The sequence below is a fragment of the Chitinophaga sp. ARDCPP14 genome, assembly GCF_051362515.1.
Classification (GTDB): domain Bacteria; phylum Bacteroidota; class Bacteroidia; order Chitinophagales; family Chitinophagaceae; genus Chitinophaga.
The window spans coordinates 567,134-591,919 of sequence record NZ_JBKIXB010000005.1 but is presented as its reverse complement, the minus strand read 5'-3'; the positions used below and the strand labels follow the sequence as shown (position 1 = coordinate 591,919).

19 protein-coding genes and 1 tRNA gene are annotated in these 24,786 nt (G+C 48.5%); 6 read left to right on the top strand and 14 right to left on the bottom strand.

Annotated elements, in window-relative coordinates; translation table 11 throughout:
* Window positions 1-43: 43 nt before the first annotated feature.
* Both ACLHR0_RS17265 and ACLHR0_RS17260 read right to left on the bottom strand, forming a co-directional pair.
* On the bottom strand, window positions 44-2,272 hold the full coding sequence (locus tag ACLHR0_RS17265) for a hypothetical protein (protein ID WP_436488204.1): 2,229 nt from the start codon (window positions 2,270-2,272) through the stop codon (window positions 44-46).
* A 78-nt stretch (window positions 2,273-2,350) separates the two neighbouring features.
* A tRNA-OTHER gene (locus ACLHR0_RS17260) sits at window positions 2,351-2,467 on the bottom strand.
* Window positions 2,468-2,708: 241 nt separating this feature from the next.
* Between ACLHR0_RS17260 and ACLHR0_RS17255 the strand changes: the two genes are divergently transcribed.
* Entirely contained in the window at window positions 2,709-3,719 is a 1,011-nt protein-coding gene (locus tag ACLHR0_RS17255) for a helix-turn-helix transcriptional regulator (protein ID WP_436488203.1), read from the top strand.
* A 21-nt stretch (window positions 3,720-3,740) separates the two neighbouring features.
* On the opposite strand, the gene ACLHR0_RS17250 is transcribed toward ACLHR0_RS17255, so the two are convergent.
* The 6 genes from ACLHR0_RS17250 to ACLHR0_RS17225 all read right to left on the bottom strand — a co-directional run bounded on the left by ACLHR0_RS17250 (window position 3,741) and on the right by ACLHR0_RS17225 (window position 12,423).
* Window positions 3,741-5,180: a c-type cytochrome domain-containing protein gene (locus ACLHR0_RS17250; RefSeq protein WP_436488202.1), complete on the bottom strand. Its 1,440-nt coding sequence runs from the start codon at window positions 5,178-5,180 to the stop codon at window positions 3,741-3,743.
* Window positions 5,177-6,109 (bottom strand): sugar phosphate isomerase/epimerase family protein, encoded by a 933-nt coding sequence (locus ACLHR0_RS17245; RefSeq protein ID WP_436488200.1) that lies wholly within the window; start codon window positions 6,107-6,109, stop codon window positions 5,177-5,179. The genes ACLHR0_RS17250 and ACLHR0_RS17245 overlap by 4 nt, the downstream gene beginning before the upstream one ends.
* A gap of 7 nt (window positions 6,110-6,116) precedes the next feature.
* The gene (locus ACLHR0_RS17240; RefSeq protein ID WP_429049681.1) at window positions 6,117-7,604 is read right to left on the bottom strand and encodes a DUF1501 domain-containing protein; all 1,488 of its coding nucleotides are present in this window, start codon (window positions 7,602-7,604) and stop codon (window positions 6,117-6,119) included.
* A 6-nt stretch (window positions 7,605-7,610) separates the two neighbouring features.
* The gene (locus tag ACLHR0_RS17235; RefSeq protein ID WP_436488198.1) at window positions 7,611-10,349 is read right to left on the bottom strand and encodes a DUF1553 domain-containing protein; all 2,739 of its coding nucleotides are present in this window, start codon (window positions 10,347-10,349) and stop codon (window positions 7,611-7,613) included.
* A 76-nt stretch (window positions 10,350-10,425) separates the two neighbouring features.
* A complete protein-coding gene (locus ACLHR0_RS17230; RefSeq protein WP_436488196.1) occupies window positions 10,426-11,307 on the bottom strand; it encodes a helix-turn-helix domain-containing protein in 882 nt (293 codons plus the stop codon).
* Between the two features lie 531 nt (window positions 11,308-11,838).
* Window positions 11,839-12,423 (bottom strand): pentapeptide repeat-containing protein, encoded by a 585-nt coding sequence (locus ACLHR0_RS17225; RefSeq protein WP_429063649.1) that lies wholly within the window; start codon window positions 12,421-12,423, stop codon window positions 11,839-11,841.
* 124 nt (window positions 12,424-12,547) lie between these two features.
* On the opposite strand from ACLHR0_RS17225, the gene dinB reads away from it, so the two are divergent.
* Window positions 12,548-13,666: a DNA polymerase IV gene (gene dinB, locus ACLHR0_RS17220; RefSeq protein WP_429049670.1), complete on the top strand. Its 1,119-nt coding sequence runs from the start codon at window positions 12,548-12,550 to the stop codon at window positions 13,664-13,666.
* A gap of 21 nt (window positions 13,667-13,687) precedes the next feature.
* Here the strand turns inward: dinB and ACLHR0_RS17215 are convergent, their stop codons facing one another.
* The 5 genes from ACLHR0_RS17215 to ACLHR0_RS17195 all read right to left on the bottom strand — a co-directional run bounded on the left by ACLHR0_RS17215 (window position 13,688) and on the right by ACLHR0_RS17195 (window position 18,496).
* Window positions 13,688-14,095: a contact-dependent growth inhibition system immunity protein gene (locus ACLHR0_RS17215; RefSeq protein ID WP_370907483.1), complete on the bottom strand. Its 408-nt coding sequence runs from the start codon at window positions 14,093-14,095 to the stop codon at window positions 13,688-13,690.
* Between the two features lie 332 nt (window positions 14,096-14,427).
* A complete protein-coding gene (locus ACLHR0_RS17210) occupies window positions 14,428-14,739 on the bottom strand; it encodes a hypothetical protein (RefSeq protein WP_429049667.1) in 312 nt (103 codons plus the stop codon).
* 93 nt (window positions 14,740-14,832) lie between these two features.
* A complete protein-coding gene (locus tag ACLHR0_RS17205) occupies window positions 14,833-15,735 on the bottom strand; it encodes an NAD(P)/FAD-dependent oxidoreductase (RefSeq protein ID WP_436488193.1) in 903 nt (300 codons plus the stop codon).
* A gap of 72 nt (window positions 15,736-15,807) precedes the next feature.
* Window positions 15,808-16,644 carry an ankyrin repeat domain-containing protein gene (locus ACLHR0_RS17200; protein WP_436488191.1) on the bottom strand — a complete coding sequence of 279 codons (837 nt, stop codon included), beginning with the start codon at window positions 16,642-16,644 and terminating at the stop codon, window positions 15,808-15,810.
* Between the two features lie 91 nt (window positions 16,645-16,735).
* Entirely contained in the window at window positions 16,736-18,496 is a 1,761-nt protein-coding gene (locus ACLHR0_RS17195; RefSeq protein ID WP_436488189.1) for an ABC transporter ATP-binding protein, read from the bottom strand.
* A gap of 135 nt (window positions 18,497-18,631) precedes the next feature.
* Here ACLHR0_RS17195 and ACLHR0_RS17190 point away from each other — a divergent pair, with 135 nt between their 5' ends.
* Window positions 18,632-19,153 (top strand): DUF4251 domain-containing protein, encoded by a 522-nt coding sequence (locus tag ACLHR0_RS17190; protein ID WP_436488187.1) that lies wholly within the window; start codon window positions 18,632-18,634, stop codon window positions 19,151-19,153.
* Between the two features lie 504 nt (window positions 19,154-19,657).
* Entirely contained in the window at window positions 19,658-20,278 is a 621-nt protein-coding gene (locus tag ACLHR0_RS17185) for an HAD family hydrolase (RefSeq protein ID WP_436488186.1), read from the top strand.
* A gap of 69 nt (window positions 20,279-20,347) precedes the next feature.
* Here the strand turns inward: ACLHR0_RS17185 and ACLHR0_RS17180 are convergent, their stop codons facing one another.
* On the bottom strand, window positions 20,348-20,683 hold the full coding sequence (locus ACLHR0_RS17180; protein ID WP_436488184.1) for a hypothetical protein: 336 nt from the start codon (window positions 20,681-20,683) through the stop codon (window positions 20,348-20,350).
* 100 nt (window positions 20,684-20,783) lie between these two features.
* Here ACLHR0_RS17180 and ACLHR0_RS17175 point away from each other — a divergent pair, with 100 nt between their 5' ends.
* Both ACLHR0_RS17175 and ACLHR0_RS17170 read left to right on the top strand, forming a co-directional pair.
* The gene (locus tag ACLHR0_RS17175) at window positions 20,784-22,643 is read left to right on the top strand and encodes a family 16 glycoside hydrolase (protein WP_436488182.1); all 1,860 of its coding nucleotides are present in this window, start codon (window positions 20,784-20,786) and stop codon (window positions 22,641-22,643) included.
* A 21-nt stretch (window positions 22,644-22,664) separates the two neighbouring features.
* Entirely contained in the window at window positions 22,665-24,608 is a 1,944-nt protein-coding gene (locus tag ACLHR0_RS17170; RefSeq protein ID WP_436488181.1) for a hypothetical protein, read from the top strand.
* Window positions 24,609-24,786 lie beyond the last annotated feature (178 nt).

Here is a 24,786-nt window from a genome sequence, read left to right as displayed (position 1 = left end):
CGGGGCTGGCCCGGCTGCTGTTGTTTTATAGGGGGAAAACAAATTAATCGATGAGCAATTGTGTCACGGCGGCGGTATTCAGGGCCCATTGCATGGTATACACTTCGTCGGCGTTTGTGTCGCTGGTCAGTTGTAATTGCTGGGCTTCCGCTTTGGCGGCTAACAGCTGGCCAATGCTTAGTTTGCTGTCCAGTTTTTTCAGGATAGCCTGTACATTGGCGGTGCTGAGGTCCTGTATCATCTGGCCATCGAAAGCCATTTCCAGCCAGATGATTTCCCGTGCGGCCACGTCCAGCACGCCGAATACGAGTCCTTTGGTTAATCCGCCCGTAACGCGCACCATATGATCCACGCAGGATGGGTCGTAGGCTACCCCTTTCGCGGATACCTTCATCGGGTGTTTGCTGTTCATCCATCCCAGTACCAGGTTCACGGCGATGGCGCCCTGGCTGTAGGCATTGCAGGTGAAAGTAACATACTGTGCGCCGGCCTTGGCCAATGCAGGAATGTCTATTTCAATGTATTCCGCTGTACCCACTTTTTCCGGAATGGAGCGGATATCCCCGCTATGGATACACCCGGTTGTTTTCAGATATTGGAAGGAGCAGGTATCTGTACGGTTGTTTTCGTAGGCAATACGGCAGCTCAGGTCCATATCCAGGTGCTGGGCGGCTAATCCTTTACCCCATTGCATGAACAGGATGATTTTATCGCTTTCCACTTTAAACCGGGTACCCATTAACGCGCCTGGCAGGTCTTGTACCTGTTCGCTGCGGTCGCCGATAGCCAGCGGTATTTTATACAGCTCCGGTGCAATGTAGATGCTTTGAGCAGTGGTGGCCACTGCGGCAAAGCGTTTCTTCATGGCCAGGATGCAAAGGTCTGTTACGGCCTGTTGCATTTCCTGCAACTGCTCGTCTTCATAGATGTTCAGCTGCCGGTTGGCAGGGATGCTTTTCCCAATACCTCCCAGTGGTTTTACCGCACGGGTGGTGGATTTATCAAAATAATACCCTGCGTACATCTGTAAGGTCAGCAACAGCCGGGCCGGCACTTTATCCGTAATTTCCGCAAAGGCGGCGGTTACCGCTTCCGGTCCGAACCACAGCATGTTGGCAAACAGCGAGCGGGCAAAAAGACCCGGACGTTGTTTCAGCAGCTGCAGCGTGGTAGCTTCATCATAGCGCAAACGGTAGTAGTTCACCCGTTCCTGCCACATGGTATAATCCTGGCGGTAGAACCGGTCCATCAGTTCACGCAGTTTACCAAACCCTTCACGTTTGCTGAACTCCGCCAGGCGCAGGGCACGGATGAAGCGTACCCACATCCCGCGTTGCGGGTGCATGGTTTCGCACATGGTAGTTATGTCCATTTCCAGGTTGTTCAGCCAGCGCGCGGCTATCAGTCCCTGCTGACGGCTGTATTTCAGTTTCAGGGCCGCAGCCGTTGATGCCGTTTGTATCGTAGGGTAAATATCCGGGCGGACCTGCCGCTGGTTTTTGGTTTTCCGTTTAATGATCACACCGGGTTTGATCAGCTGGAGGAACCCTGTATGTTTGTACCACAGGTAACGGAGTATATCCGTTGGCGTAGTAAACAGTTTCCCTGCCTGTTCCGCTTCATCTTTTTCGATCAGCACATCTATTACGGCTATTACGGTTTCTTTCATCCCGATTTTCACTGCAGGCAGCGGGAAGGTATGCATCAATGCCTTCAGGCTTTCCACCTGGGTAGCATCCAGTGCGGTTTTGGAGGTCAGCAGATCCTCCAGGTATTTGGCCGCCAGCTGGTCATCCCAGCGTTTCAGCACACGGATCTTGCTTCCCTGGCCCATGTTTTCCAGTTCGCCGGTTTCAAACGGTGTACCGCAGTAAGGACAGCCGTTATATCTTTCCAGCGGAAAAGTATTGGGAGGAATGATATGGCCGCATTGGAGTGTAGTACCAGGACCGTTAAATATATTAGTGAAATAAGTGACCAGGTGATCAACGAATGATTCATTGGTAGGCACCTGCCAGTTTTTTATCAGCGGGGTCCAGTTGGTGTTCACGCCCATCACTTCCCGGAATGTTTCCAGGATCGTAGCCTGGTAAGCCGGTGAGGTATGGTTCAGTGCATGGAGCAGATCTTCCGTTACGCCGAATCCCAGTTTAGCGAGATTGGCCACCAGCAGGCCAGATGCAGGGGTGATCTGTGAGGTGTTTTCCTCCACCACTGTTTGCGGAATGTAAATCGCCTGTTGTGTTAATCCTGTTCTTAATAAAGTGTTCATTGTAATGGTATTTAATAATCAGATAATTTTGTTGCTGTTTATCCAAAAATGAAGTAAGCAACAATTGACCTCGATTCGTAAAGCAGGCTGGATTCGAACCAGCAACTCCGGATTGGAGTCTGGAAGTAAGTTTCAATTGACCCTCTGGTAATTTTAAAACTAGCGACCGGTGTTCAACCATTGAACTACTGCTTTCCCATCTTCTGCGTTAATTATAAATGTGCTTTAGGTTCGTGAAGTAACATTTATTTGACCGCTTCCGATGACACAAAGATGCGCATGTATCTGCGCAGCATACCTGCGTACTTAAATATTTCTTTAAAAATTATTTTAAACATCTGGTTATCTGTGGTTTATATTTCATTCTTTCTAAAAAGAAAAAATACTACGCAGGTATAATGCGCAGTATTTTTGTTTCTTTGTACAAATTATTAGTATGTCCATCAATAAACTGGCGTTGATCCGGTACAAGGCCATTGATGAGTGCCTGCGTAACCGCTATCGTAAATGGACGCTGGAAGATCTCATTGAAAAAGTAGCGGAGGTGTTGTATGATCTTGAAGGCATCAGCAGCGGGGTGAGTAAACGCACCATACAGGCGGATATTCAGCTGATGCGCAGCGATAAACTGGGTTATAATGCGCCTATTATTGTGAAGGACCGTAAGTATTATGCTTACAGTGATGCGGCCTATAGCATTACCAATGCGCCCATTAACAATGCAGATGTAGATAAAATGAAAGAAATAGTAGCGGTGCTGAAACAGTTTAACGGCTTCAGTTATTTCGATGATATGAGCGACATGATTGCCCGGCTGGAAAACAACCTGTATAAATCTACCGATGCACATCTCAACTGCATCCAGCTGGAAAATAATCATCGGCTGCTGGGCTTATCGCATATCAACCCGCTTTACCAGGCAATCCTGCATAAGAAAGCCCTCCTGGTAGAATATAAATCTTTTAAAGCCAGCAAAGCGCAGGAGTTTGTCTGTTATCCCTACCTGCTGAAAGAATACCGTAACCGCTGGTTCCTTATCACGCGGAATAAACGCACCCCGCAGCTGGTTACCCTCGCGCTGGACAGGATCATCAGCATACAGGAATTACCGAAAGAGCAATTTATGGCCTGGGACGGAATGCCCTTTGATGAATATTATGATAACCTCATTGGCGTTACCAAAACGGAAAAAGATCCTGCACATAAAGTAGTGCTGCAAATTGATAACAAGCATGCACCTTATGTGCTTACAAAGCCGCTGCATCATTCGCAGGAAATATTAAAGGAAGATGAACAGGCCACCATCGTGAGTATCGACGTGGTGCTGAACTTTGAACTGGAGCGGGAAATCCTGGGATTCGGGGAACATATAAAGGTACTGTCCCCCAAATCCCTGGCTAAAAAAATTGCATTGCGACTGGCACAGGCCGCGCAGGAGTACGAATAACGCGTATGCCTGCACGATAATTTACCCGCTGATTTTATGATAGATGACTGTGTCAGAAGCCAGTTGTTGTAAACGGTAACCACCGGTATCCAGTTTCAGTTTGGGTAAAGCTTGCTGCAGCTGCCGGAGTGCCGCAGGTGTAAAGCCTGCCTGGTATACATATAACTGTTGCAGTTTTTTATTTTGCTGCAGCGATAATAATCCTTCTGCATTTACCGCCGTCCCGGCGAGATTCAGATACCGCAATTCCCTGCAGTTGCCCAGCTCTTTTAAGCCATTACCTTTAATGGCAGTATTCCTCAGATCCAGGCGGGTGAGCTTCTTCAGCTGACCGAGCACGGCCAATGCGCTGTCGGTAATGGCCGTACCGGAAAGGTCCAGCCAGATCAGTTGCTCCTTTAAGCCCAGTAACAACTGCATATCACGGTTGCTGAAGCCGGCGGCATTGATGGCGTCTACAGTGAGGTAATGACTGCCAGCGCCCACCGGCATTACTTTTACTTTTAATGCTTCCAGGGCAGCCATCTTTTGTTCACTGGCAGCACCGGTATTTTCTTCCGGAACAAATTCCTGTTTATCCAGTGGGGTAGCGGGTTGCATTCCTTCCAGCACCGCCATGATCCGGGACGTTTTTTCCAGCTCTTTTACTGTTTTGCCCGCAGGAGCGCCTTCCGCTATCCACCAGTGCAACAGTTCCAGCTCCTGCGGCGTTACGGACGGTTTGCCTTTTGGCGGCATCCGGTGTTCGTCTTCTTCAGGGAGTATCAGCCGTTTGAATAATTCGCTTTCTTCCGGGAGACTGTCCTTTAGCACTGGTCCGTGCTCTCCGCCTTTACGGATGAGGGCAATGGATTCCAGCCGCAGACCGCCTTTCAGCTTCTGTTCATTATGACAGCCATAGCAACGGTTGGTGAGTACCGGCCGCACCAGGTCTTCATACAAACGGGCATCGCCAATATTCGTATAGGTGGCAGCGTTAGTCACTGTTTTGTTCATGCCGGTGATCCGCTGTAACGGGGCGGGCATGGCCTGGGTGAGGTAATCATCGCCGTGGGTAAGACTACCGCCGTAATGCCCGGCGGCGCCCAGCAGCAATACCATCAGCAGGGCAGCAGGCAGTTGCAGGCGGGGAAAGCGGTGTTTGTTTCTTTCCAGCAGGTACAACCCGGTGCTGATAACGGCTACGCCTATACCGAGATATTTATGCGTTTGCAGTAGTGTTTCTTCGTACCCTCCATCGAGAGACAGGAGGTAGCCGGTGATGCAGCTGAGTATGGCCGACAAGGCAGCCGCCAGCAATACTGCCGGCAGGGCTGTTTGTACATGCCGCCACTTTTCCCTGCGCGCCAGCAGTGTTAATATAAATGCAATAATTAAAATGCCGATAGGCAGGTGTACCAGTAAAGGATGCGAACGTCCAATAAACATACTCCAGCTGCCGCTACTGATCAATAATCTCATGGTTTGCTGTAACGTTGTTTTAGCTGGTTCATCATAAATACATTAATATCCCATTGATCGGCTACCGGCTGCCGGGTATAGGGCAGGGTAGGCAGGTAATCGGCCGGACCAAACTCCGTGAGGAAGGTAAGCGGTTTCCCGGCGGCCTGGTGCCGTTGCACGATCTGATCCCACCAGCTGAAATGTGCTTTCACCGCGGCGGCCCATTCCGGCGCGCGGGGATCGTTCACCTGCGGTCCTTCCGGATGCCCGATGCGGGCGTGTATATGGCCTGCGCGTGCCAATGCTTTGGCTACTGTAGCCTGTTGGTCCTGCAATAAGGTTTCGTGTACATTGCACCAGTGTGAAATATCGAGGGTAAGGCGCAGGTCGGGTTTTGCATCGATGAATTTACCGGCAATATGTGCGGCAAACAACATGCGTGAGCGGTGTGTTTCATGGTATACCGGAATGCCTGTTTGTTTAGATATCCGGTTGGTCATATCTATTAATGCACTGTTTTGTTCAAAGGAAAAATAATCTCTTCCGGAGTGGCAGTTGATATACAGCGGTTTGATTTTATTATTGCCGGTGGCTGCTTTCAGCATGGTTTCAAACTGCTGTGCGTGTTTCGTATAGTCGCCATCGTAACCCGCGCATAAATAACCTACTTCCAGTCCGTGTTGTTCCACTGCGGCAAATAGTTCCTGTTGGGCGGCAGTTTCGTTGGGCCACCATATTTCGAGTCCGTCGTATCCTGCCTTTTTTGCCTGTGCGCAAAAGTCGTTGATGCTGCCGTTGTAGCCCCAGTTGGTGGCCAGTACAATAAGGCGGTATCCGTCTTTTGCGGCGGCGGCTGTTCCTGTGGCAAATGCCGGCAGGGAAGGGATACATAATGCGGAACCCAGTATGGCTGATTGTTTGATAAAATTTCTCCTGTTACTGTTCATGTACGGTTTAGCTTAGTATGGGTGTAATTACTTTTCCGCCGGTGTCTGTAAGGCGGAATGGCCGGCCCTGGAACTGGTAGGTGAGCTTTTCATGATCGAAGCCCAGCTGTTGCAGGATGGTGGCATGAATATCGTTGATGGCTACTTTTCCTTTCACGGCGGCGTAGCCTATTTCATCGGTTTCTCCGTAGGAAAATCCTTTTTTGATACCGGCGCCCGCCATCCACATGGTGAAGGCTTCTACGTGGTGATCGCGGCCAAGGAAGGGCATGTCTTTGCCGTCCCTGTTTTCCTGCATAGGTGTTCTGCCAAATTCGCCACCCCATACTACCAGGGTTTCATCCAGCAAGCCGCGTTGTTTCAGGTCTTGCAGCAGTGCGGTAATGGGACGGTCAATTTCGCGGCATTTATTACGGAAGCCGTAGTCGATGGCCAGGTTTTCATCTGTACCATGACTATCCCAGCCCCAGTCGTACAGCTGTACAAACCGTACGCCTTTCTCCACGAGCTTGCGGGCCAGGAGGCAGTTGTTGGCAAATGATTCCTTGCCTGGCTGTGTGCCATACATTTCATGAATATAATCCGGTTCCTTGTTGATGTTCATTACTTCCGGTACGGAGATCTGCATTTTATAGGCGAGCTCGTACTGTGAGATGCGCGACAGGGTTTCCGGGTCGCCAAAGGTGGTGTATTCCTGTTTGTTGATTTCGTTGATGGCATTGATAGATTCCTTGCGCAGGTCGCGGCTCATGCCTTCCGGATCGGTGAGGTACAGTACGGGTTCGCCCTTGGTGCGGCATTGTACGCCCTGGTATACGGAGGGAAGGAAACCGCTGCCCCATACGCTTTTGCCGGCGTCGGGTGTTTTACCGCCGGAGGTAAGTACTACAAAGCCGGGGAGGTTATCGTTTTCGGAACCGAGGCCGTAAGTCACCCATGAGCCGATGCTGGGCCGTCCCAGCCGCGCGCTGCCGGTTTGCATGAGCAGTTGAGCGGGGCCGTGGTTGAACTGGTCTGTTTGCACGGCTTTCAAAAAGCTCACATCATCTGCCATGGTAGCGAAATGTGGCAGGTGATCGGATACCCAGGCGCGTGATTCCCCGTGTTGGGAGAAGACGGCCTGTGGTCCCAGCATTTTAGGAACGCCGCGGATGAAGGCAAACTTTTTACCTTCCAGCAGGGATGGAGGACACAGTTGATTATGTAATTTTTGCAGGGCCGGTTTATAGTCGAACAGTTCCAGCTGGGAGGGTGCCCCTGCCATGTGGAGGTAGATCACGCTTTTTGCCCGTGCGGGAAACTGTGGTACACGGGGCGCCATTGGGTTGCCCGCGAGGTCCAGCAAGGTTTTGGTGCTGCTGCCGCAGCTGGCCAGGAAAGAGCTGAAGGCGGCTGCGCCCAGGCCTTTCACACAGTCCGTGAGGAAGTGGCGGCGGGTGAAATACCGCAGTGTTTGATCGTTTGCTTCCTTTATCAGTCGTGCATGCTTAGTCATACCGGATCAGGATTTAGTCAGGAATTCATCCAGGTTCATAATAGCGTTGGCTACTACGGTGAGTGCTGCCAGTTCCGCTTTTTGTGGTGTATTATCTTTGTGTTGCAACAGTTTGTCAGCTTCCGCGGGTTTTTGTTTGTATTCCGCGAGTGCCTGTTTATACAGTGTTTGCAATACTTTCAGTTTATTTTCAGGCAATGGTTTGTACATAGCGGTCTGATAACCCCAACGGATACCCGCAGTGGCGTCGTTGCCGCCATTTTTCAGCATATGCCTGGCCAGTGAGGCGGCGGTTTCCACATATACCGGGTCGTTGAGGGTAACCAGTGCCTGTAGTGGCGTGTTGGTGCGGATGCGCCGTTGCAGGCATACTTCGCGGCTGCTGCCGTCGAAGGAGAGCATGGACGGATAGGGGCTGGTACGTTTTTGGAAAACATATACTGCCCGGCGGTACTGGTTGCCGTCGTCGGCAGTTTTCCAGTAGGCGCCGCTCCAAACGGATTGCCATATGTTATCGGGTTGATATGGCATGATGCTGGGGCCGTGTAGCTGACGGTTGAGGAGGCCGCTCACGGTGAGTGCCTGGTCTCTTACTTCTTCTGCTGTAAGCCTGAAATGCGGGCCCCTGGCGAGCAGGCGGTTAGCCGGATCTTTTTCCTGCAGTTCCGGTGTGCTGGCAGAGGATTGTTTATAAGCGGCAGATAATACGATTTCGCGCAGCATTGGTTTTACATGCCATTTGTATTTGTGCATAAACTGGTAGGCCAGGTAATCGAGCAGTTCGGGATGCGACGGGGTGAAACCCTGTGTGCCAAAGTCTTCTATGGTTTCCACGATGCCGGTGCCAAAGATCTGTTCCCATAAACGGTTCACCATTACGCGGGCCGTGAGGGGATTTTTTGTATCGGTGAGCCACATGGCGAAACCCAGCCGGTTGCGTGGCGCTTTTGCGGGGAATGGGTTCAGGGAGTGTGGTACATCCGGTGTAACTGCTTTCCCTTTTACCATCCAGTTGCCGCGTTCAAACACGTTGGTGACGCGTGCCATTACCGGCGGATTTTCTATCATCACCGGTACGTCGTCTGGGTTTTGGTTAATGAGTGTTAACCAGGTGTTGTTGATCTGATCATAACCTGGTTTTCCTTTACCGGGAATGTCGTCGCGGTAGGCGAACCATTCCACGCTGCACACCGCATCTGCGGGGTTGAGGGAAGGGTTGCGGAAAATGAGGTAAAGATCATGTGTGCCTGTTACCGGTGGCAGTGGCATACTGATGGCGAGCCGCCCGTTGGTGGGGGCCAGTGTATGTTTGATAATGGTGCGGCCATTTAAGCTGTCGAGTCTGAATTCTACGGAGCCGCCTTTGCTGCCGGTCCAGTAGTTCATGAGCAGTTGTGTTTTGCCTTCCAGGTTCTGTTTGGGAAGGCGGCAGCTGCCGTTATTCCGGATGCCCATGTATTTGGTATCCAGCAGGGCGCCGTTGATATAGTTATCGGCAACGTGGGCGTGTACTTTTGGTTCCAGTACTTTCAGGAACTCCTGTATATCTTTTGCCTGTTGGGTGGTACCGTTTTGCGCTACCCAGTCGCTTACCTTTTTTACTTCTGCCGTACTAACGCTGTCGTACAAACGAAGTTTAGGATGTTCCATGTGGGTATCTTCATCACGGGTATTATTAAGGAAGGCCATCAGTTTATAATAGTCTTCAAAGCGGAAGGGGTCGTAAGGGTGGCTGTGGCATTGCACGCAGGCGATGGTAACGCCCTGGAATACATCCATGGTGGTGCTTACGCGGTCCATTACGGCGGCGGTGCGGAATTCTTCATCCTGGGTACCGCCCTCGTCGTTGGTCATGGTATTGCGGTTAAATGCCGTAGCGATGAGCTGGTCGCGGGTAGGATCGGGGAGCAGGTCGCCGGCCAGTTGTTCGATGGTGAAGCTGTCGTACGGCATATCGCTGTTAAATGCGTCAATCACCCAGTCGCGGTACCGCCATATTTTCCGGCTGTCGTCCCTTTCGTAACCTTTAGTATCGGAGTAGCGGGCGAGGTCGAGCCACATGGCTGCCCAGCGTTCACCGTAGTGTGGCGATTGCAGGAGGCTGTCCACTATTTTTTCATAGGCGTGTTCGTCGGTGCTGGCGGCAAACTGCTGTGCCATTTCAGGTGTTGGCGGCAGACCGGTAAGATCGAGGCTTACGCGGCGGAGCAGGGTCATTTTATCTGCTTCCGGGGAGGGCTTCAATCCTTCCTGTTTCAGTTTTTCCTGTATGAAGTGGTCTATTTCGTTGCCGTTGGTAATAGTAATATCAGGTACCGGAACATTTTTGGGAGATATATACGCCCAGTGTTCTCCCCATTCCGCGCCCTGTTTCACCCAGCGGGTGAGGATATCTATTTCGGCGTTGGTGAGTGGTTCTCCTTTCTGCGGCATCCGTTCTTTTGGATCTTTGCAGGTAAGGCGGCGGATAAATTCGCTTTTTTCGGGATGACCGGGAATGATGGCGGGCTTTCCGGATTTGGTAATGCCAAGGGCTTCTTCCCGGAACAGCACACTGAATCCGCCATTTTGTTTTACTCCTCCGTGGCAACTGATACAATGCTTGTTAAGCACTGGTTTTACCTCGGTACTGAAGTCTACTTTTTTATCGGTATGGCAGGCGGCAAACAGCAGGCCTGCCCCCACTGTTATGGTGAGGCTCACTGTAATCCTCAACGTGGAGAAATGGAACATTGTTTTTTTCATTGACGTCCGTAAAAATAAGCCGGGACCATCGAATAGTGGCTAGATGATATGCTGATTATGATGGATTATCTTACGGTCAGAACTTCCTTTCCCTGTACTGATTGGGTGATACACCCATCACCTTGGTAAACATCCGGGAAAAGTAATAAGGATCTTCCATGCCAAGCAGGGCGGCTATTTCCTTGATACGTGATTGGGTGAAGAGCAGGTACTGGCAAGCCTTTTGGACCTTCAGCTGGTTGAAGTATTCGATGGGAGAGAAGCCCGTATTGGTTTTAAAGAGATAGGAGAAGTGCGATTGGGAGAGGTTTACCGCCTGTGCCATCTGTTGCAGGGTAAGCATCTGATCGAGGTGTTTATTCATATAATCGATGCACTGGTCAATGGCATCGTGTTGCTGGGCGGGCTTTCCGGGCTGTGTGAAATCCGGGTAAATGCAGGACGACAGGAACGACCAGAAATTCATGTTGGACCACACCAGGTTTTCATCGCGGTAACCCCGCTGCAGTTGGTGATAGATCTGTTCAAACAGCTGGATCCGTTCCGGGGAATGGGGAAGGAATACCCGGTTGCCATTCCATTCCCTGACCGCCGATTGTACGATCCCATCTGCGCTGGTACCCTGGAAATGCGCCCAGTAGATGGTCCAGGGATCACTCTCATCTGCGCTGTATTCATGCGCCCATTTGCGGGGCAGCAGGAAGCAATCGCCCGCCTGGATAGTATATACCTCTTTTTTCAGCGTGATACTGCCTTTACCCTCCACGCAATAAATCAGGATGTGCTGCTCCGCCCCCTGCGCTCTTTTGCGGTGGTGGAACAATGCTTTCGGATAATAACCGATATCGGTGAGGTGCAAGGGTGTGAGCACCGCTTCCCGGGCACATTTCCTGCTCAGGATATTACGCGGTATCACGATCATCCGCTGGCCCTGAAAGCCTTCTTTCTTCCTGATCATAACGCAGCCGGTTTTCTTCTCAAAGTAAGAAAATCCATTTTTATAACAATATTTGGCAGCGGAGGTTGTCTTACTCAGGATTAAACTTATTTCACTGATTACGCTGATTTGATCACTTTGGATTTTTATATGATTTGGGGAGATAAAAGCGAGTTTTGTCTTACTCAGGATTAAACTTATTTCATTGATTACGCTGATTTGATCACTTTGGATTTTTATATGATTTGGGGAGATAAAAGCGGAGACGCGGATTTTGTCTTTCTCGCTGATTACGCTGATTTTACTGATTTTTACTTTTAGATTTTATAAAGGATTTTAAATGATTGGGGAGACATCAGCGAAAATATCCGCTTTTATCTCCCAAAATCATATAAAAATCCAAAGTGATCAAATCAGCGTAATCAGTGAAATAAGTTTAATCCTGAGTAAGACAAAACCCGCTTTTATCTCCCAAAATCTTTTAAAAATCCAAAGTGATCAAATCAGCGTAATCAGTGAAATAAGTTTAATCCTGAGTAAGACAACCTCCGCTTATTCCACGATCTCCACACCCAACCCATCCAGCAGCGACAACGCATCCGGCAAACTGAACTTCGCCTTTCTAATTTTATTGGTGTGTACATCAATGGCATACCGTTGTGCGCCCACAAAGTTAGCCTGGGTGAGGTCTGTGTCGGAAAAGCGGGCTCCCGCCAGATCGGTGCCGCGGAAATCCGCCTGCGATAAATTGCAGCCGGAAAAATCGGCTTCGTCAGCCTGGCAGTGAAGGAAGATTCCTTTTTTCAGGTTCTTACCCGAAAAACTGCAGTAGCTCAGGCGGCTGTGGTGAAACTCTACGGTAAGTGAGTTGCGGGCATTATGCCAGGCAATACCAATGGCTTTGGTATGTTGCAGGATCACTTTGTTGAAAGAAGTTTGTTTGAATTGTATCAATGATAAATCGCATTCTTCAAAGGTGCATTTATCAAAAGTACATTCTTCAAAAACGCATTCCTTCAAACTGCATTTATAAAAATGGCAATCGTAGAACTCCCTGCCCGAGATGGTTTTGCCCTCCCAGATGATATTTTCAAATTTTTTATGTTCGTGCGAAATTTCCTGATCGTAGCCGGACACGGTGAAAAGTTTAAGGTGTGAAGGTAGGGATTATGTTTTAGCAGTGAAGGCGTAAAAAAAATCATTTTGTGAGCCTGAATAGCTAAATACTGAATATCTTTATGTTTGCTTCCGGGATGTAGAAATGGAGAACCGTTCAAACAGCATACAACGAAAAATTATTCATATTGATATGGATGCGTTTTACGCATCTGTAGAGCAGCGCGATAACCCCATCTACCGTGGCAAAGCCATTGCGGTGGGCGGTTCGCCGGAAGGCCGGGGTGGAGTAGTAGCCACTGCCAGCTACGAGGCGCGCAAATTTGGCGTACGTTCCGCGATGCCTTCCAAAAGAGCGTTGCAGTTATGTCCTGAGTTGATTTTTGTCCGCCCCCGGTTTGATGCTTACAAGGAGGCTTCGCGGCATATCCGGGAAATATTTTCCCGGTATACCGATCTGATTGAGCCTTTATCGCTTGATGAAGCTTACCTGGATGTAACGGAAGACAAGCAGGGTATCGGTTCTGCCATTGAAATTGCCAAACTGATCAAGCAGGCCATCCGGGATGAGTTACAGCTGACTGCATCGGCGGGCGTGTCTGTCAATAAGTTTGTGGCTAAAATAGCGTCGGACCTCAACAAGCCTGACGGGCTTACGTTTATCGGGCCATCGTCTATTGAATCGTTTATGGAAACGCTGGTGGTAGAGAAATTTCACGGAGTAGGCAAAGTGACGGCAGATAAGATGAAAAGGATGGGACTCTTTACCGGGGCTGATCTGAAGAAATTGTCGGAGCAGGATCTGAAAACCCATTTTGGCAAGGTGGGCAGCTTTTACTACCGGATTGTGCGGGGCATAGATGACCGCGAGGTGCAGCCGCACCGGGAAACCAAATCGCTTGGCGCAGAGGATACGTTCCCCTATGATCTTACCTTGATCGCCGATATGGAAGCAGAGCTGGAGAAGATCGGGAAAACCGTATACGACCGGTTGCAGCGCTATAACCTGAAAGGCCGCACTATTACCCTGAAAATAAAATACAGTGATTTTAAACAGATCACGCGGAATCAGTCCTTTCCGTTTCCGGTAGGAGATTACGATATCATTGTAGACACGGCAAAGCAATTGCTGGCAGCTACTTATCCGGAAGATAAGCGAATCCGCCTGTTAGGCATTACCCTGTCTAATTTCAATGATGCGCCGATGAACCAGGAGAAACTTCCTCCGTCAGGACAGCTTTCGTTGTTCAATTTTGATGAATAGCGAATGTGAAAACAGCCATGGTTACATGACCAGGTTGTTACGCCAGAATTCAGGTAAGTCTATTTCTGTTTCAATTTCTTCGCTTCGTTCCTGCATCAGGTCGAGCAGGTTTTTGTGAAGATCGGGATGTTCTTCCCAGAAAGCAGCAGGAACGTCGAGTACAGCTTTCAGCAGGTCGCCGGGATACATACCGGCGGTTACCAGTACATCGTTTTGTAATATCTCCAGCGCTAAAGGAACCAGGTAGGAAGGATTAAAGGATTGTCCGATTAAGATCCGCAATTCGCTTGCGGCTAATTTTACTACTGGTACTTTAACTAAGGCAAGACATTTCTGAACTATTCCCGAATCTTGATCTGTGGCCGGTGCCCAACTCTTATTCTCCAACTGCTCCAAAGATTTATATCTCCAGATATCTTTCTTATTCATAAAAATGTGTCTCTCTTTTCGTGCTAATAAAATAATTAATTATGAAGATGATTTCAACGCGCAATTTTTTCTTTTGATGGTGATCATCTGTCAGAACCTGCGGAGTATTGCAGGTGTTGCGGTAGCCAGTCAGCGCCGGCGGTTATAAGAAACCAGGATCAACAGGTATAAATATAATGAATATTGTTGATGGCGAAAGAAAATTTTCCACCTTTAACATTTTATGTAACAAAACGGACCGTTAAATGAACATAAATGGTCGTGCAGGTATGATTTATATAAAAATCCCCTGGCTGTTCCGCCGGGGGATTTTCGTATAATCTGTTCCGTTATTATACGGCGCGTTGGTATTTTGGCAGCACCAGCAGTTTCACGATGCTGTGCGCTGTGGCCGACAACACCAGTGCTATCAGGATAAGCAGGGACGCTTTGCCGGGGGTATCAAATACATCGATTACGCCGGAAACATTTTTACCGGCAAAAAGGACGGCAATAACGCAGGCCAGGCCTCCTGTAATCCACAGGGTAATATGCGACCATAGATATTTTTGTTTTTGAAATCCTTTTTTTCCAAATGAGGTAAACAGGAGATAAACGTGGGCCAGGAAGAATAGGGCGGCTAAGACAGTAAGTGTTGTGAGCATTCTGGTTAATTTAGGTAATGGAAAATAATCACTTGTTCTAAAATATAGAATTATTTCCACATGTACAAATGACTGCTCACACACTGGTCTGTTTTATTCAAATTCACTGATAATGAGTTCCCGGCTGATCATCGCGCCGGCCAGGGTTCCTGCTGCTACTGATATGGCAACGCTCCTGAAAGGATTAGTGGCATCGCCGGCTGCGTATACGCCTGTTACCGTGCTGGCCTGGAATTCGTTCACTACAAGATACCCTTCCGGCGTAAGTTCGCAGCCCAGTGCTTCTGGAACGTTGCAGTGTTGCCGGAAGGCAGGTTTGTGATATAAAGCGTTCAGCGCCTGGGTGCTGCCATCTTTAAAAAGGAGTTCACTTATTTGCCCGCCTGCCTGTTTGATTTCCGTGATTTCTTTTTCATCGACCGCGATACGGTGTTTCTGCAGTTTTCCGAGTTGTTCCGCGGTGAGTGTGGATGGGCCATTGGTGAATATAGTCAGCTGATTGGTCCAGTTGCGGATCATTTTAGCGTATTCAAAAGCGCCGTCGCCATTGGCCAGGATACCGGTGGGGGTGTCTTTTATTTCATAGCCATGGCAATAGGGGCAATGCAGTGCGGAAATCCCCCAGCATTCTGCAAATCCTTTGATAGCGGGCATTTCATCTTTTACGCCGGTAGCAAACAGAAGTCTTTTAGCTGCAAACTGTTCGCCTGCAGCGGTGGTAACTGTAAAGCCTTCCGTGGTGGGAGTGGCGCCGGTTATTGTTCCTTCCTGGAAACGTACGCTTGGGTATTGCAATACCTGGGCTTTGGCCGCAGCCGCTATGGCGGCGGGTGTAGCGCCGTCCTGGGTGAGAAAGTTGTGGGAGTGCGGCGTTTGCCGGTTACAGGGTTTGCCGCTGTCTACTATCAGTACCTGCCGGCGTGCGCGGCCCAGGGCCATGGCGGCCGACAACCCCGCATAGCTGCCCCCGGCAATGATCACATCGTATGTTTGCATATGGTGGTATTTAATAATCATGTAAGAAGACAAAAATAAGATATTGCAACTTTGTTGCAAAATTAAAATGCGTCATACGTTATCGCCGGCGTTGGCGCGGATAGTGGAAATATGTTCTGCTATAAGGTGAAGGCGGTAATAGTATTTTTCAAAGATATCATCGTACATGCGGTGCCTGTTTTCCAGGAAAGCGTTCAGGGCTTCATAAATAAACTCTTCAAAAGTATGGTGTTCACTCACTTTGATCACGCATTCAAAGACGGGCTCCATGCTGGTGGCAAACTTCGTTTTCACCTGGATATCCGCCATACAGGTGATCATATCTTTATACAGGTGAGGGGCTTTGGCAAACGGAACATAATGGATAGCGGTAAAGCCATCTTCGTCATACACGTATTTATTCACTTCTTCCGACAATAAAAACTGTACTACCTCCCGGTTATTATTATGCCGGGTAGCCAGCAGCAAAGGGGTATCCATACTGGCCAGTACAAAATTGAAGTGGATGTTGTGCTCGATGAGGATCAGCAGTATGTCCGTGATGGCCGCCAGCCGGTGATGTTTGAAGATATAGGCAATGGCAAACAGGTAATCGGCGTTGCTGATGTGAAGGGAGGCGCCTTTTTTCAGCAGGTATTGTACAGCCTGCGGCTTATTGGCGCCTACTGCACAGAAAATGATTGGAATAATACCTTCCTTTTTATAATGGATGTCGGCCCCGCCTTCTTCAATCAGCAGTTCTGCTGCCTCAAAAAATATTTCCTGGTATTCCAGTAAATCGCATAGTAGTTGCGACCGTTCCTCCCGTGAAAAAAACGAAAGGTTATATCCGAGGAGGGTGATCATTTCATCTGGCTCCTGACTGTTTCTTAGCTTACGTTTCAGGTCGTACAGTGAAATTTTTTGCATAGCGTTTTCATAGTGTAATATCAGCAGGGAGAGAACCATTACATAGGATGAAAGCGTGACTGTAATGATACTGCAATATTAGCAAAAAAAGTTATTTGTTTTCCTGGTGTCTCCAAAGCTCCTGGAAAGCGGCGCTGTTGGCGCGCAGGTAATGGAAAGTACCTTCAGACACAATGCGGCCCTGGTCCAGCACATAGATATAATCGAACTGCGGGAGCAGGTGGAGTCTATGCATGGCTGAAATAATAGCTTTGTCGGAGAATGCCTGGAACATTTTTTCGTAGATCATGGCCTCGGTTTTGGGATCTACGCTGCTGGTAGGTTCATCCAGGAGGATCACCTGGCTGTTGCGCGCTGCGAGGATACCACGGGCAAGCGCCAGCCGTTGTTTTTGTCCGCCGGAAAGGTTCACGCCTTTTTCACGGATATCGGAAGCCAGTCCCTGTGGCAGCATTTCCACTACTTCCGAAAAGTGGGCGCTGCTGCACACAGCCATGATTTCATCCGGCTGAAAGGGCAGGCCGAGCGTAATATTATATTCGATGGTATTTTCAAAGATTTCGGGTTCCTGCGGGAACAGGGTGACGCTTTCATTCACGGTAGCCAACGGTAATGCGGCTCCGTTTACCTGTATCATCACGCCGGGTTCGGGTTCATAGAGTCCGCGCAAAATAGCCAGCAGCGTACTTTTTCCACTGCCGCTTTCCCCAATTAAAGCGATCTTTTTCCCTTTCTCCACCAGGATGTGGAGGTCGTGTAGGCGTTGCGGCGCTGCGTTATCCTCATAGGTAGCCGTGTGCGAAAAGCTCAGGGAGCTGATGGTGATCTGCTGCCAGTCGGCCGGCAGTTCCGGTGCAGCATCTGCCCGGTGATGCTGCGTATAGGCGTCGCTGATATTGCCGGCGGTATCCACCGCGGTATTGTATTGCACTACGTCGGTATATTGCCAGGCAACATCCTGGAACACGCTGGTGAACTGGTTTACATAGCCCAGCAAGGTGACGAGTCCCGCTACATAGAATATTTCTCCCGGTACCCAATGCTGGAAAACATAACCTATAGCAATAACACAGTAAATAAGTGAAATCATCATTTCTGCTACAAACCATTTCCATTCGTTGATCACCGTGTTTTTCCGGAAGGGTGGCCATATGCGTTTTATCTTTGCCAGTAAACCGTTTTCCATGCTCTTTTCCAGCCGCAGGGTAATAACGGTCATGATATTGGAAAGGCTGTCGAACAGCGTGGCAGATACTACGTGTTCGCCTTCATTTATTTCATTGAGTGTTCTGATAAAGGGGCGGTCGAACCGCAGCACAATCCATATACATAGCACGCCCAGCGCAATGCCGATACTTCCATAGAGGGGAGAAAAATACAGCATGGCGATCATGGAAAACAGCAGTTTACAGATCGCGTGGAGGTACATAAAGCCGCGTTCAAAGAACTCTTTCAGGGCTTCGTATGCTTTCCTGATACGGTTGATCACGGCGCCGCTATGGTTATCCTGGTGCCATTTTACGGGAAGATGGAGGGCCTGGTGATAGCGTTCCTGCAGGAAGTTCCGGCTCAGGTTAAATGCCAGGTGGCGCTCCATTACGCGGGCGGGGCCATGGAAGCACCATTCCAGGAATTTAAGTCCGAAGTAGGAGGCGCCAAAGATCATTGTATACCGGGGCAGATGGGCGCTGTCGCGTTGTATGCTCCCGATAAACCAGCCGAACAGCACCGGGTTCAGGGAAAAGATCACATTGGCCATCAGGAAAAGGAAATAGACCAGGAGGTATTTCTTACGCTCTTTCCGGGCATATTTCCAGGCGGTTTTCAGTAACGAGACATATGGGTTGGGCATGTTTCCGGGTTTAATCATTGGCCCTTAAAAGTAATGTTTTACGCTCAATTTGTATCGCAATGGCGATGAACAAAACGAAGTTCCTTACTGTTATGGTACGATATTAGCATTCCCTCTTACGTAAAAACTTACCATATGAAAAGGTTCTTTGTATTAAAAACAATGGTGCTCCTGCTGATGGGAGCCGTTATATCTACCGGCCTTTTTGCACAGGAAACAAAAGCGCAGCAAAAAGCGGATAAAGTAGCTAAGATCAAATCCCTGATTGACTCGCAGAATTACGTTTTTGTAGCGCAGAATGCTCTGCCCATGAGTGGCCGCATGCGTAATCTTACATCGGAGTACAACGTAATAGTAGCGGCCGACTCCGTAATTAGCTACCTGCCTTATTTTGGCCGTGCCTATACATCGGTGGACTATGGCGCCACCAGGTCGCCACTGGATTTCAAAACCAAATCTTTCGACTATAACGCCACTCCCGGCAAAAAGGATGGCTGGAATATTACCATTAAGCCCAAAGATCACAGATCAGTACAATCGATGAACCTGAGCATTTCCGGCGAAGGCTATGCATCGCTCCAGGTAACCAGCAGCGACAGGTCGCCGATCAGTTTTAACGGGTATATAACAGAAAGAAAAGTTAAAAAGAAGAAATAACGCAGCGCGGAGGTTGTCTTACTCAGGATTAAACTTATTACATTGATTACGCTGATTTGATCACTTTGGATTTTAGAAGATTTTGGGAAGATAGAAGCGGAGATTGTCTTACTCAGGATTAAACTTATTACATTGATTACGCTGATTTGATCATTTTGGATTTTAAAAGATTTGGGGAGATAGAAGAATAGGTTGTCTTACTCAGGATTAAACTTATTACATTGATTACGCTGATTTGATCACTTTTTGATTTAAAAGATTTGGGGAGATAAAAGCGGATATTTTCGCTTATATCTCCCCAATTATTTAAAATCCTTTATAAAATCTAAAAGTAAAAATCAGTAAAATCAGCGTAATCAGCGAGAAAGACAAAATCCGCGTCTCCCCAAATCTTTTAAAATCCAAAGTGATCAAATCAGCGTAATCAATGTAATAAGTTTAATCCTGAGTAAGACAACCTCCGCACAAATCCTTACATTAGCGTAGCAATAAATTTTTCTGCAGATGGACAACCATGTAAAGATTACGACGCTGTTCCTCGACATAGGCGGCGTATTATTAACTAACGGATGGGACAGGGCCGCGCGTAAACTGGCTATACAAACTTTTGGGCTGGATGCATTGGAAACGGAAGAACGGCATCACCTTACCTTTGATACTTACGAAGAAGGTAAACTCACGCTGGACGAATACCTGAGCCGCGTAGTGTTTTATGAAGACAGATCCTTTAGCCGCCAGGATTTCCGCGAGTTTATGTTTGCCCAGTCGGCGCCGTACCCGGAGATGCTGGAGCTGATCCCACAGCTGAAAGAAAAATACAAACTGAAAATTGCTATCGTTAATAATGAAGGCAGGGAGCTGAATGAACACCGGATCCATCATTTTAATATCAGCCGTTTTGTTGACTTTTACATTTCTTCCTGCTTTGTACATTTCCGCAAACCCGATGCAGATATCTATAAGATAGCACTCGATATTGCACAGGTTAAACCTGCGGAAGTGGTGTATGTGGAAGACCGCTCCATGTTCATCGATGTAGCTGCGGGTCTTGGTATCAACGGCGTTTGCCATACAGATTATGAAAGCACCGTAAAAAAACTGGCGGCTTTCGGATTGGTATTGTAGATTGTCGCGGATTTTGTCTTTCTCAGGATTACGCTGATTTTACTGATTTTTACTTTTGGATTTTTAGATTTAATAATTAGGGGAGATATAAGCGGACAAATTCGCTTTTATCTCCCTTAATCCTTTATAAAATCTAAAAGTAAAATCAGTAAAATCAGCGTAATCCTGAGAAAGACAAAATCCGCTTATATCTCCCCTAATAATTAAATCAAAAAAAATCCAAAAAGTAAAAATCAGTAAAATCAGCGTAATCCTGAGAAAGACAAAATCCGCCAGGTTTTTTACCGCTGGTGTAATTTTTTTGCTCCCACTGACTACTTTCTTGTAATTAATTTCTATTTTGGCACCCGTGATCAAAATTAGTCCAGTCCCACGTTTAGCGATAGTTGAGAATTTAAATTTCATTAACAATTGGGGTTGCCTATATAGAAAATAATGATGTATTAGCTATAGAGCTAAATGCATTTAGCAATCAATGTAAACTTTTTAAAAAAAATCCAGATCTATGCTTAGATGGAACAAGTTCCGTCCAAAGTTGAAACAGTTACGTGTGTACGACCGGAGAACTTTGGTATTGATTTTAAGTATTGGCAGTTGTCAACAGATGATGGCACAGAACAAATTGCCATTAACAGATTTATCTGCATTTCAGCAGCCCGCAGCCAACTGGCGTATAGCCGGTGGCGTTAAAGCAGACCTGCAACAGAACAACCTGCTGCAAACAACTGCAGGTACAGGCATCCTGGTAAACCTGCCTGAAAAGAATGCACATGGACAGGACCTTTTCAGTACACTGCAACATGGCGACCTGGATCTCGAACTGGACTATATGATGTCCAAAGGCTCCAATTCAGGTATTTATTTACAGGGAAGATATGAAATCCAGCTGCTCGACAGCTGGGGCACTTCAGCTCCCCGCGCTTCCGACAACGGAGGGATCTACGAACGCTGGAACGACAGCAAACCGGAAGGACAGCAAGGCTACGACGGTCATGCTCCCCGCCAGAATGTAAGCCGCGCGCCCGGCTTATGGCAGCACATGAAAATTTCATTCCAGGCGCCCCGCTTTGATGCCGCCGGCAATAAAACCGCCGATGCCATTATCCTGAAGCTGGAACTGAACGGCGTAACTATCCAGGAAAACGTAGTGCTTTCCGGACCTACCCGCGGCGCCGTACAAAATAATGAAGTGGCTTCCGGCCCGCTCCGTATCCAGGGAGACCACGGCACCGTAGCTTTCAGGAACATCGTGATCAATAACTACAGCGCTCCCAGACCAACACTGGAAGGCATAAAATACAGCGTGTACAAGGGAGGCTTTGATAAAGAACCCGACTTTGCTACCCTGAAACCCTTAACTACCGGAACTTCCGCGCTGCTGACCTCCAACATTGCAGGTTTGCCGGACAACGACTTCCTGGTGCGTTACACCACTACCATCGCCATTAAAACCGCTGGTAAATACAACTTTAACCTGCATACCTCCGGCGGCGGCGGCGTATTGAAGGTAAATAACCAGCCTGTTGTCACACCACGGGGCTGGGATGGCCACGGCAGCATTGAATTACAACCCGGCAGTTACCCGGTGGAAGTGCTGTATGTCAAAAATACCGACTGGGCAAAACCGTCCATCACTTTATCCGTGAGCGAAGCCGGTATCCGCGAATTTGTGATCAGCGATGCCAACGTACCGGTGGATGATCCTACTGATCCTATCCTGGTAACAGCCAACGAAAACACCGTGTTGCGCAGTTTCATGGATGTACCTGGTGGTAAACGCGTGGTACACGCCGTATCTGTGGGCAGTCCTGCTAAAGTGCATTACACCTACGATATGGACAATGGCTTACCCTTCCAGGTGTGGCGCGGCGAATTCCTGAACACCACGCCTATGTGGCACGACCGCGGCGATGGTTCTTCCCGTCCGCTGGGTACTGTGCAGGTAATTACCAATCAACCTGCGCTGGCCATTGGTAAACTGGCCACCAAAGAAACTGCCTGGAGCTCTGATACCGCCGGTACCGGCTTCCGTCCAACCGGCTATTCACTCGATGAAAGCGGCAAACCTACTTTCCGCTACAATATCTATGGTACTGCGGTAACCGACGATATCAGCGTGCTCCCGGAAAACCAGGGTATTCACCGTACCGTTACGGTGAAGCAACCTGCATCCGACCTGTATCTGCGTATAGCCGAAGGCGATAGTATTGAGCAGGTGTCTCCCGGATTATATGTGATCGGCGACAAATCTTATTATGTGAAGATGGATGATGCCAAAGCGAATCCTATTATCCGCAACCAGAACGGCCGCGCGGAGCTGATAGTGCCGGTACAGGCGAAAACAGGTTATGCGGTTATCTTCTAAGCAGCAACACTAATGACTATTATGAAACTGAATTATAAAAGAATTACAGCAGGAATAGCCGCAGGCATGTTCCTGATGACAACGGCCATCACGCCTGTAAAAGCACAGGAGTCCCCGAAGGAAGAGGACTTTTTCCGCATCGCGCGTATCAGCTCACCCGAAGGCACCCTGCTGGAAGTGGGTGGTTTATGCACCCTTCCCAATGGCGACCTGGGTGTAGCTACCCGCCGCGGCGATATATTTATAGTAGAGAATCCCACCAGCAAAACACCCTACTTCAGGAAAGTAGCTTCCGGGCTGCATGAAGTACTGGGACTGGCTTACAAAAACGGTTCCCTCTACTGCGCACAACGCGGTGAACTCACCAAAATGACCGATACCAACATGGACGGTAAAATGGACCTGTTTGAAACCGTATACTCCTGGCCTTTATCCGGTCACTATCATGAGTACAGCTTTGGTCCGGTTCTGGGCACAGACGGCTCCTTCTTTGTTTCCGGCAACGTTGCCTTTGGCGATGAAGAATGGTGGCGTGGTGAAAGCAAGGTACCCTGGAGAGGCTGGATGATGCATATTACAGAAGACGGTAAAATGGAACCATTTGCGACCGGTTTCCGCTCTCCATGCGGACTTGGTATGATCGATGGAGAACTGTTCTACACAGAAAACCAGGGCGACTGGATGGGATCGGGTGGGTTAACCCACGTGAAGAAGGGAAGTTTTGTTGGACATCCCGCAGGCTTACGCTGGACCAATCTGCCAAATTCCCCGGTAAAACTCACCACGGAAGAACTGTACAGCAAAGTAGATCCGCGTTTCCGCAGGGATGCAAACGGTCGTGCTATCAAGCCTGAAAACGTAGAGAACGAAAAGTTTGTAACGCTGTTTGATATGAAGAAATATTTCCCTGAAGTACAAGTGCCCGCTGTTTGGCTGCCACACGGTATTTTAGGTATTTCCAATGCACAGCTCACCACCATCCCCGAAGGTGCTTTTGGTCCGTTTGCCAAACAAGTGCTGATCGGCGATCAGGGACAGAGCAAAATTGTACGTGTATTCCTGGAGAAAGTAAAAGGTGAATACCAGGGCGCTGCCTGGGATTTCAGAAGCGGCTTCCAGTCGGGCGTACTGCGCCTCGCCTGGGGTAAAGACGGTTCCCTCTTTGTAGGTGAAACCAACCGTGGATGGGGTTCTGCCGGTGATGCCAACCAGGGCCTGCAACGCCTGGTATGGAACAACAAAGTACCGTTTGAAATGAGAACGGTAAGCGCCATGCCTGACGGTTTTGAAATTACTTTCACTTTACCGGTAGATAAAAAGTATGCAGAAGATATCGCTTCTTACAATGCAGAAAGCTTTATCTATAAATATCACCCGGTATATGGCAGTCCTACTGTTAACTCAGAAAAGCTGACCATCAAAGGTGTGCAGGTATCTCCCGATGGTATGAAGGTTCGCCTCGTGATCGACGGGCTGCGCCAGTACTACATCCATAAGCTGTCGCTGAATGGTATCCGTACCCAGGAAAATTCCTATTCACTGGTACATCCTGACGTGTACTACACCCTGAATAACATTCCTGATGGTGCAAAGCTGGCAGTTGCCGCACTGAGCACTAAAAACTCTGCTGCCAAACCAGCTACTACGGCTACCAAGGTGGCAGATGCAAAAGCAGCTTCCACAGCAGCCAAACCAGCTCCTGCAAAGACGCTGACCTACGAGCAGATCAAGCCATTGCTGAACAAGTACACCTGTTCTTCCTGCCACAATCCTGATAAAAAGCAGGTGGGACCTGGTTTCCGTGATGTAGCAAAAAGAAATTATTCTGTTGCCAAGATACTGTCGCTGATTAAAAATCCGCAGGCGGAGAACTGGCCTGGCTATGCTACGCCAATGCCTCCGTTCCCGCAGGTGCCGCAGGCAGATGCCACGAAAATTGCTACGTGGATCAATTCACTGAAATAAGCGGATTTTGTCTTTCTCAGGATTACGCTGATTTTACTGATTACCTGGATTTTTACTTTTGGATTTTATTTGATTAAGATAATTAAGGGAGATAAAAGCGATATCCGCTTCTATCTCCCTTAATCCTTTATAAATCCAAAAGTAAAAATCCAGGTAATCAGTAAAATCAGCGTAATCC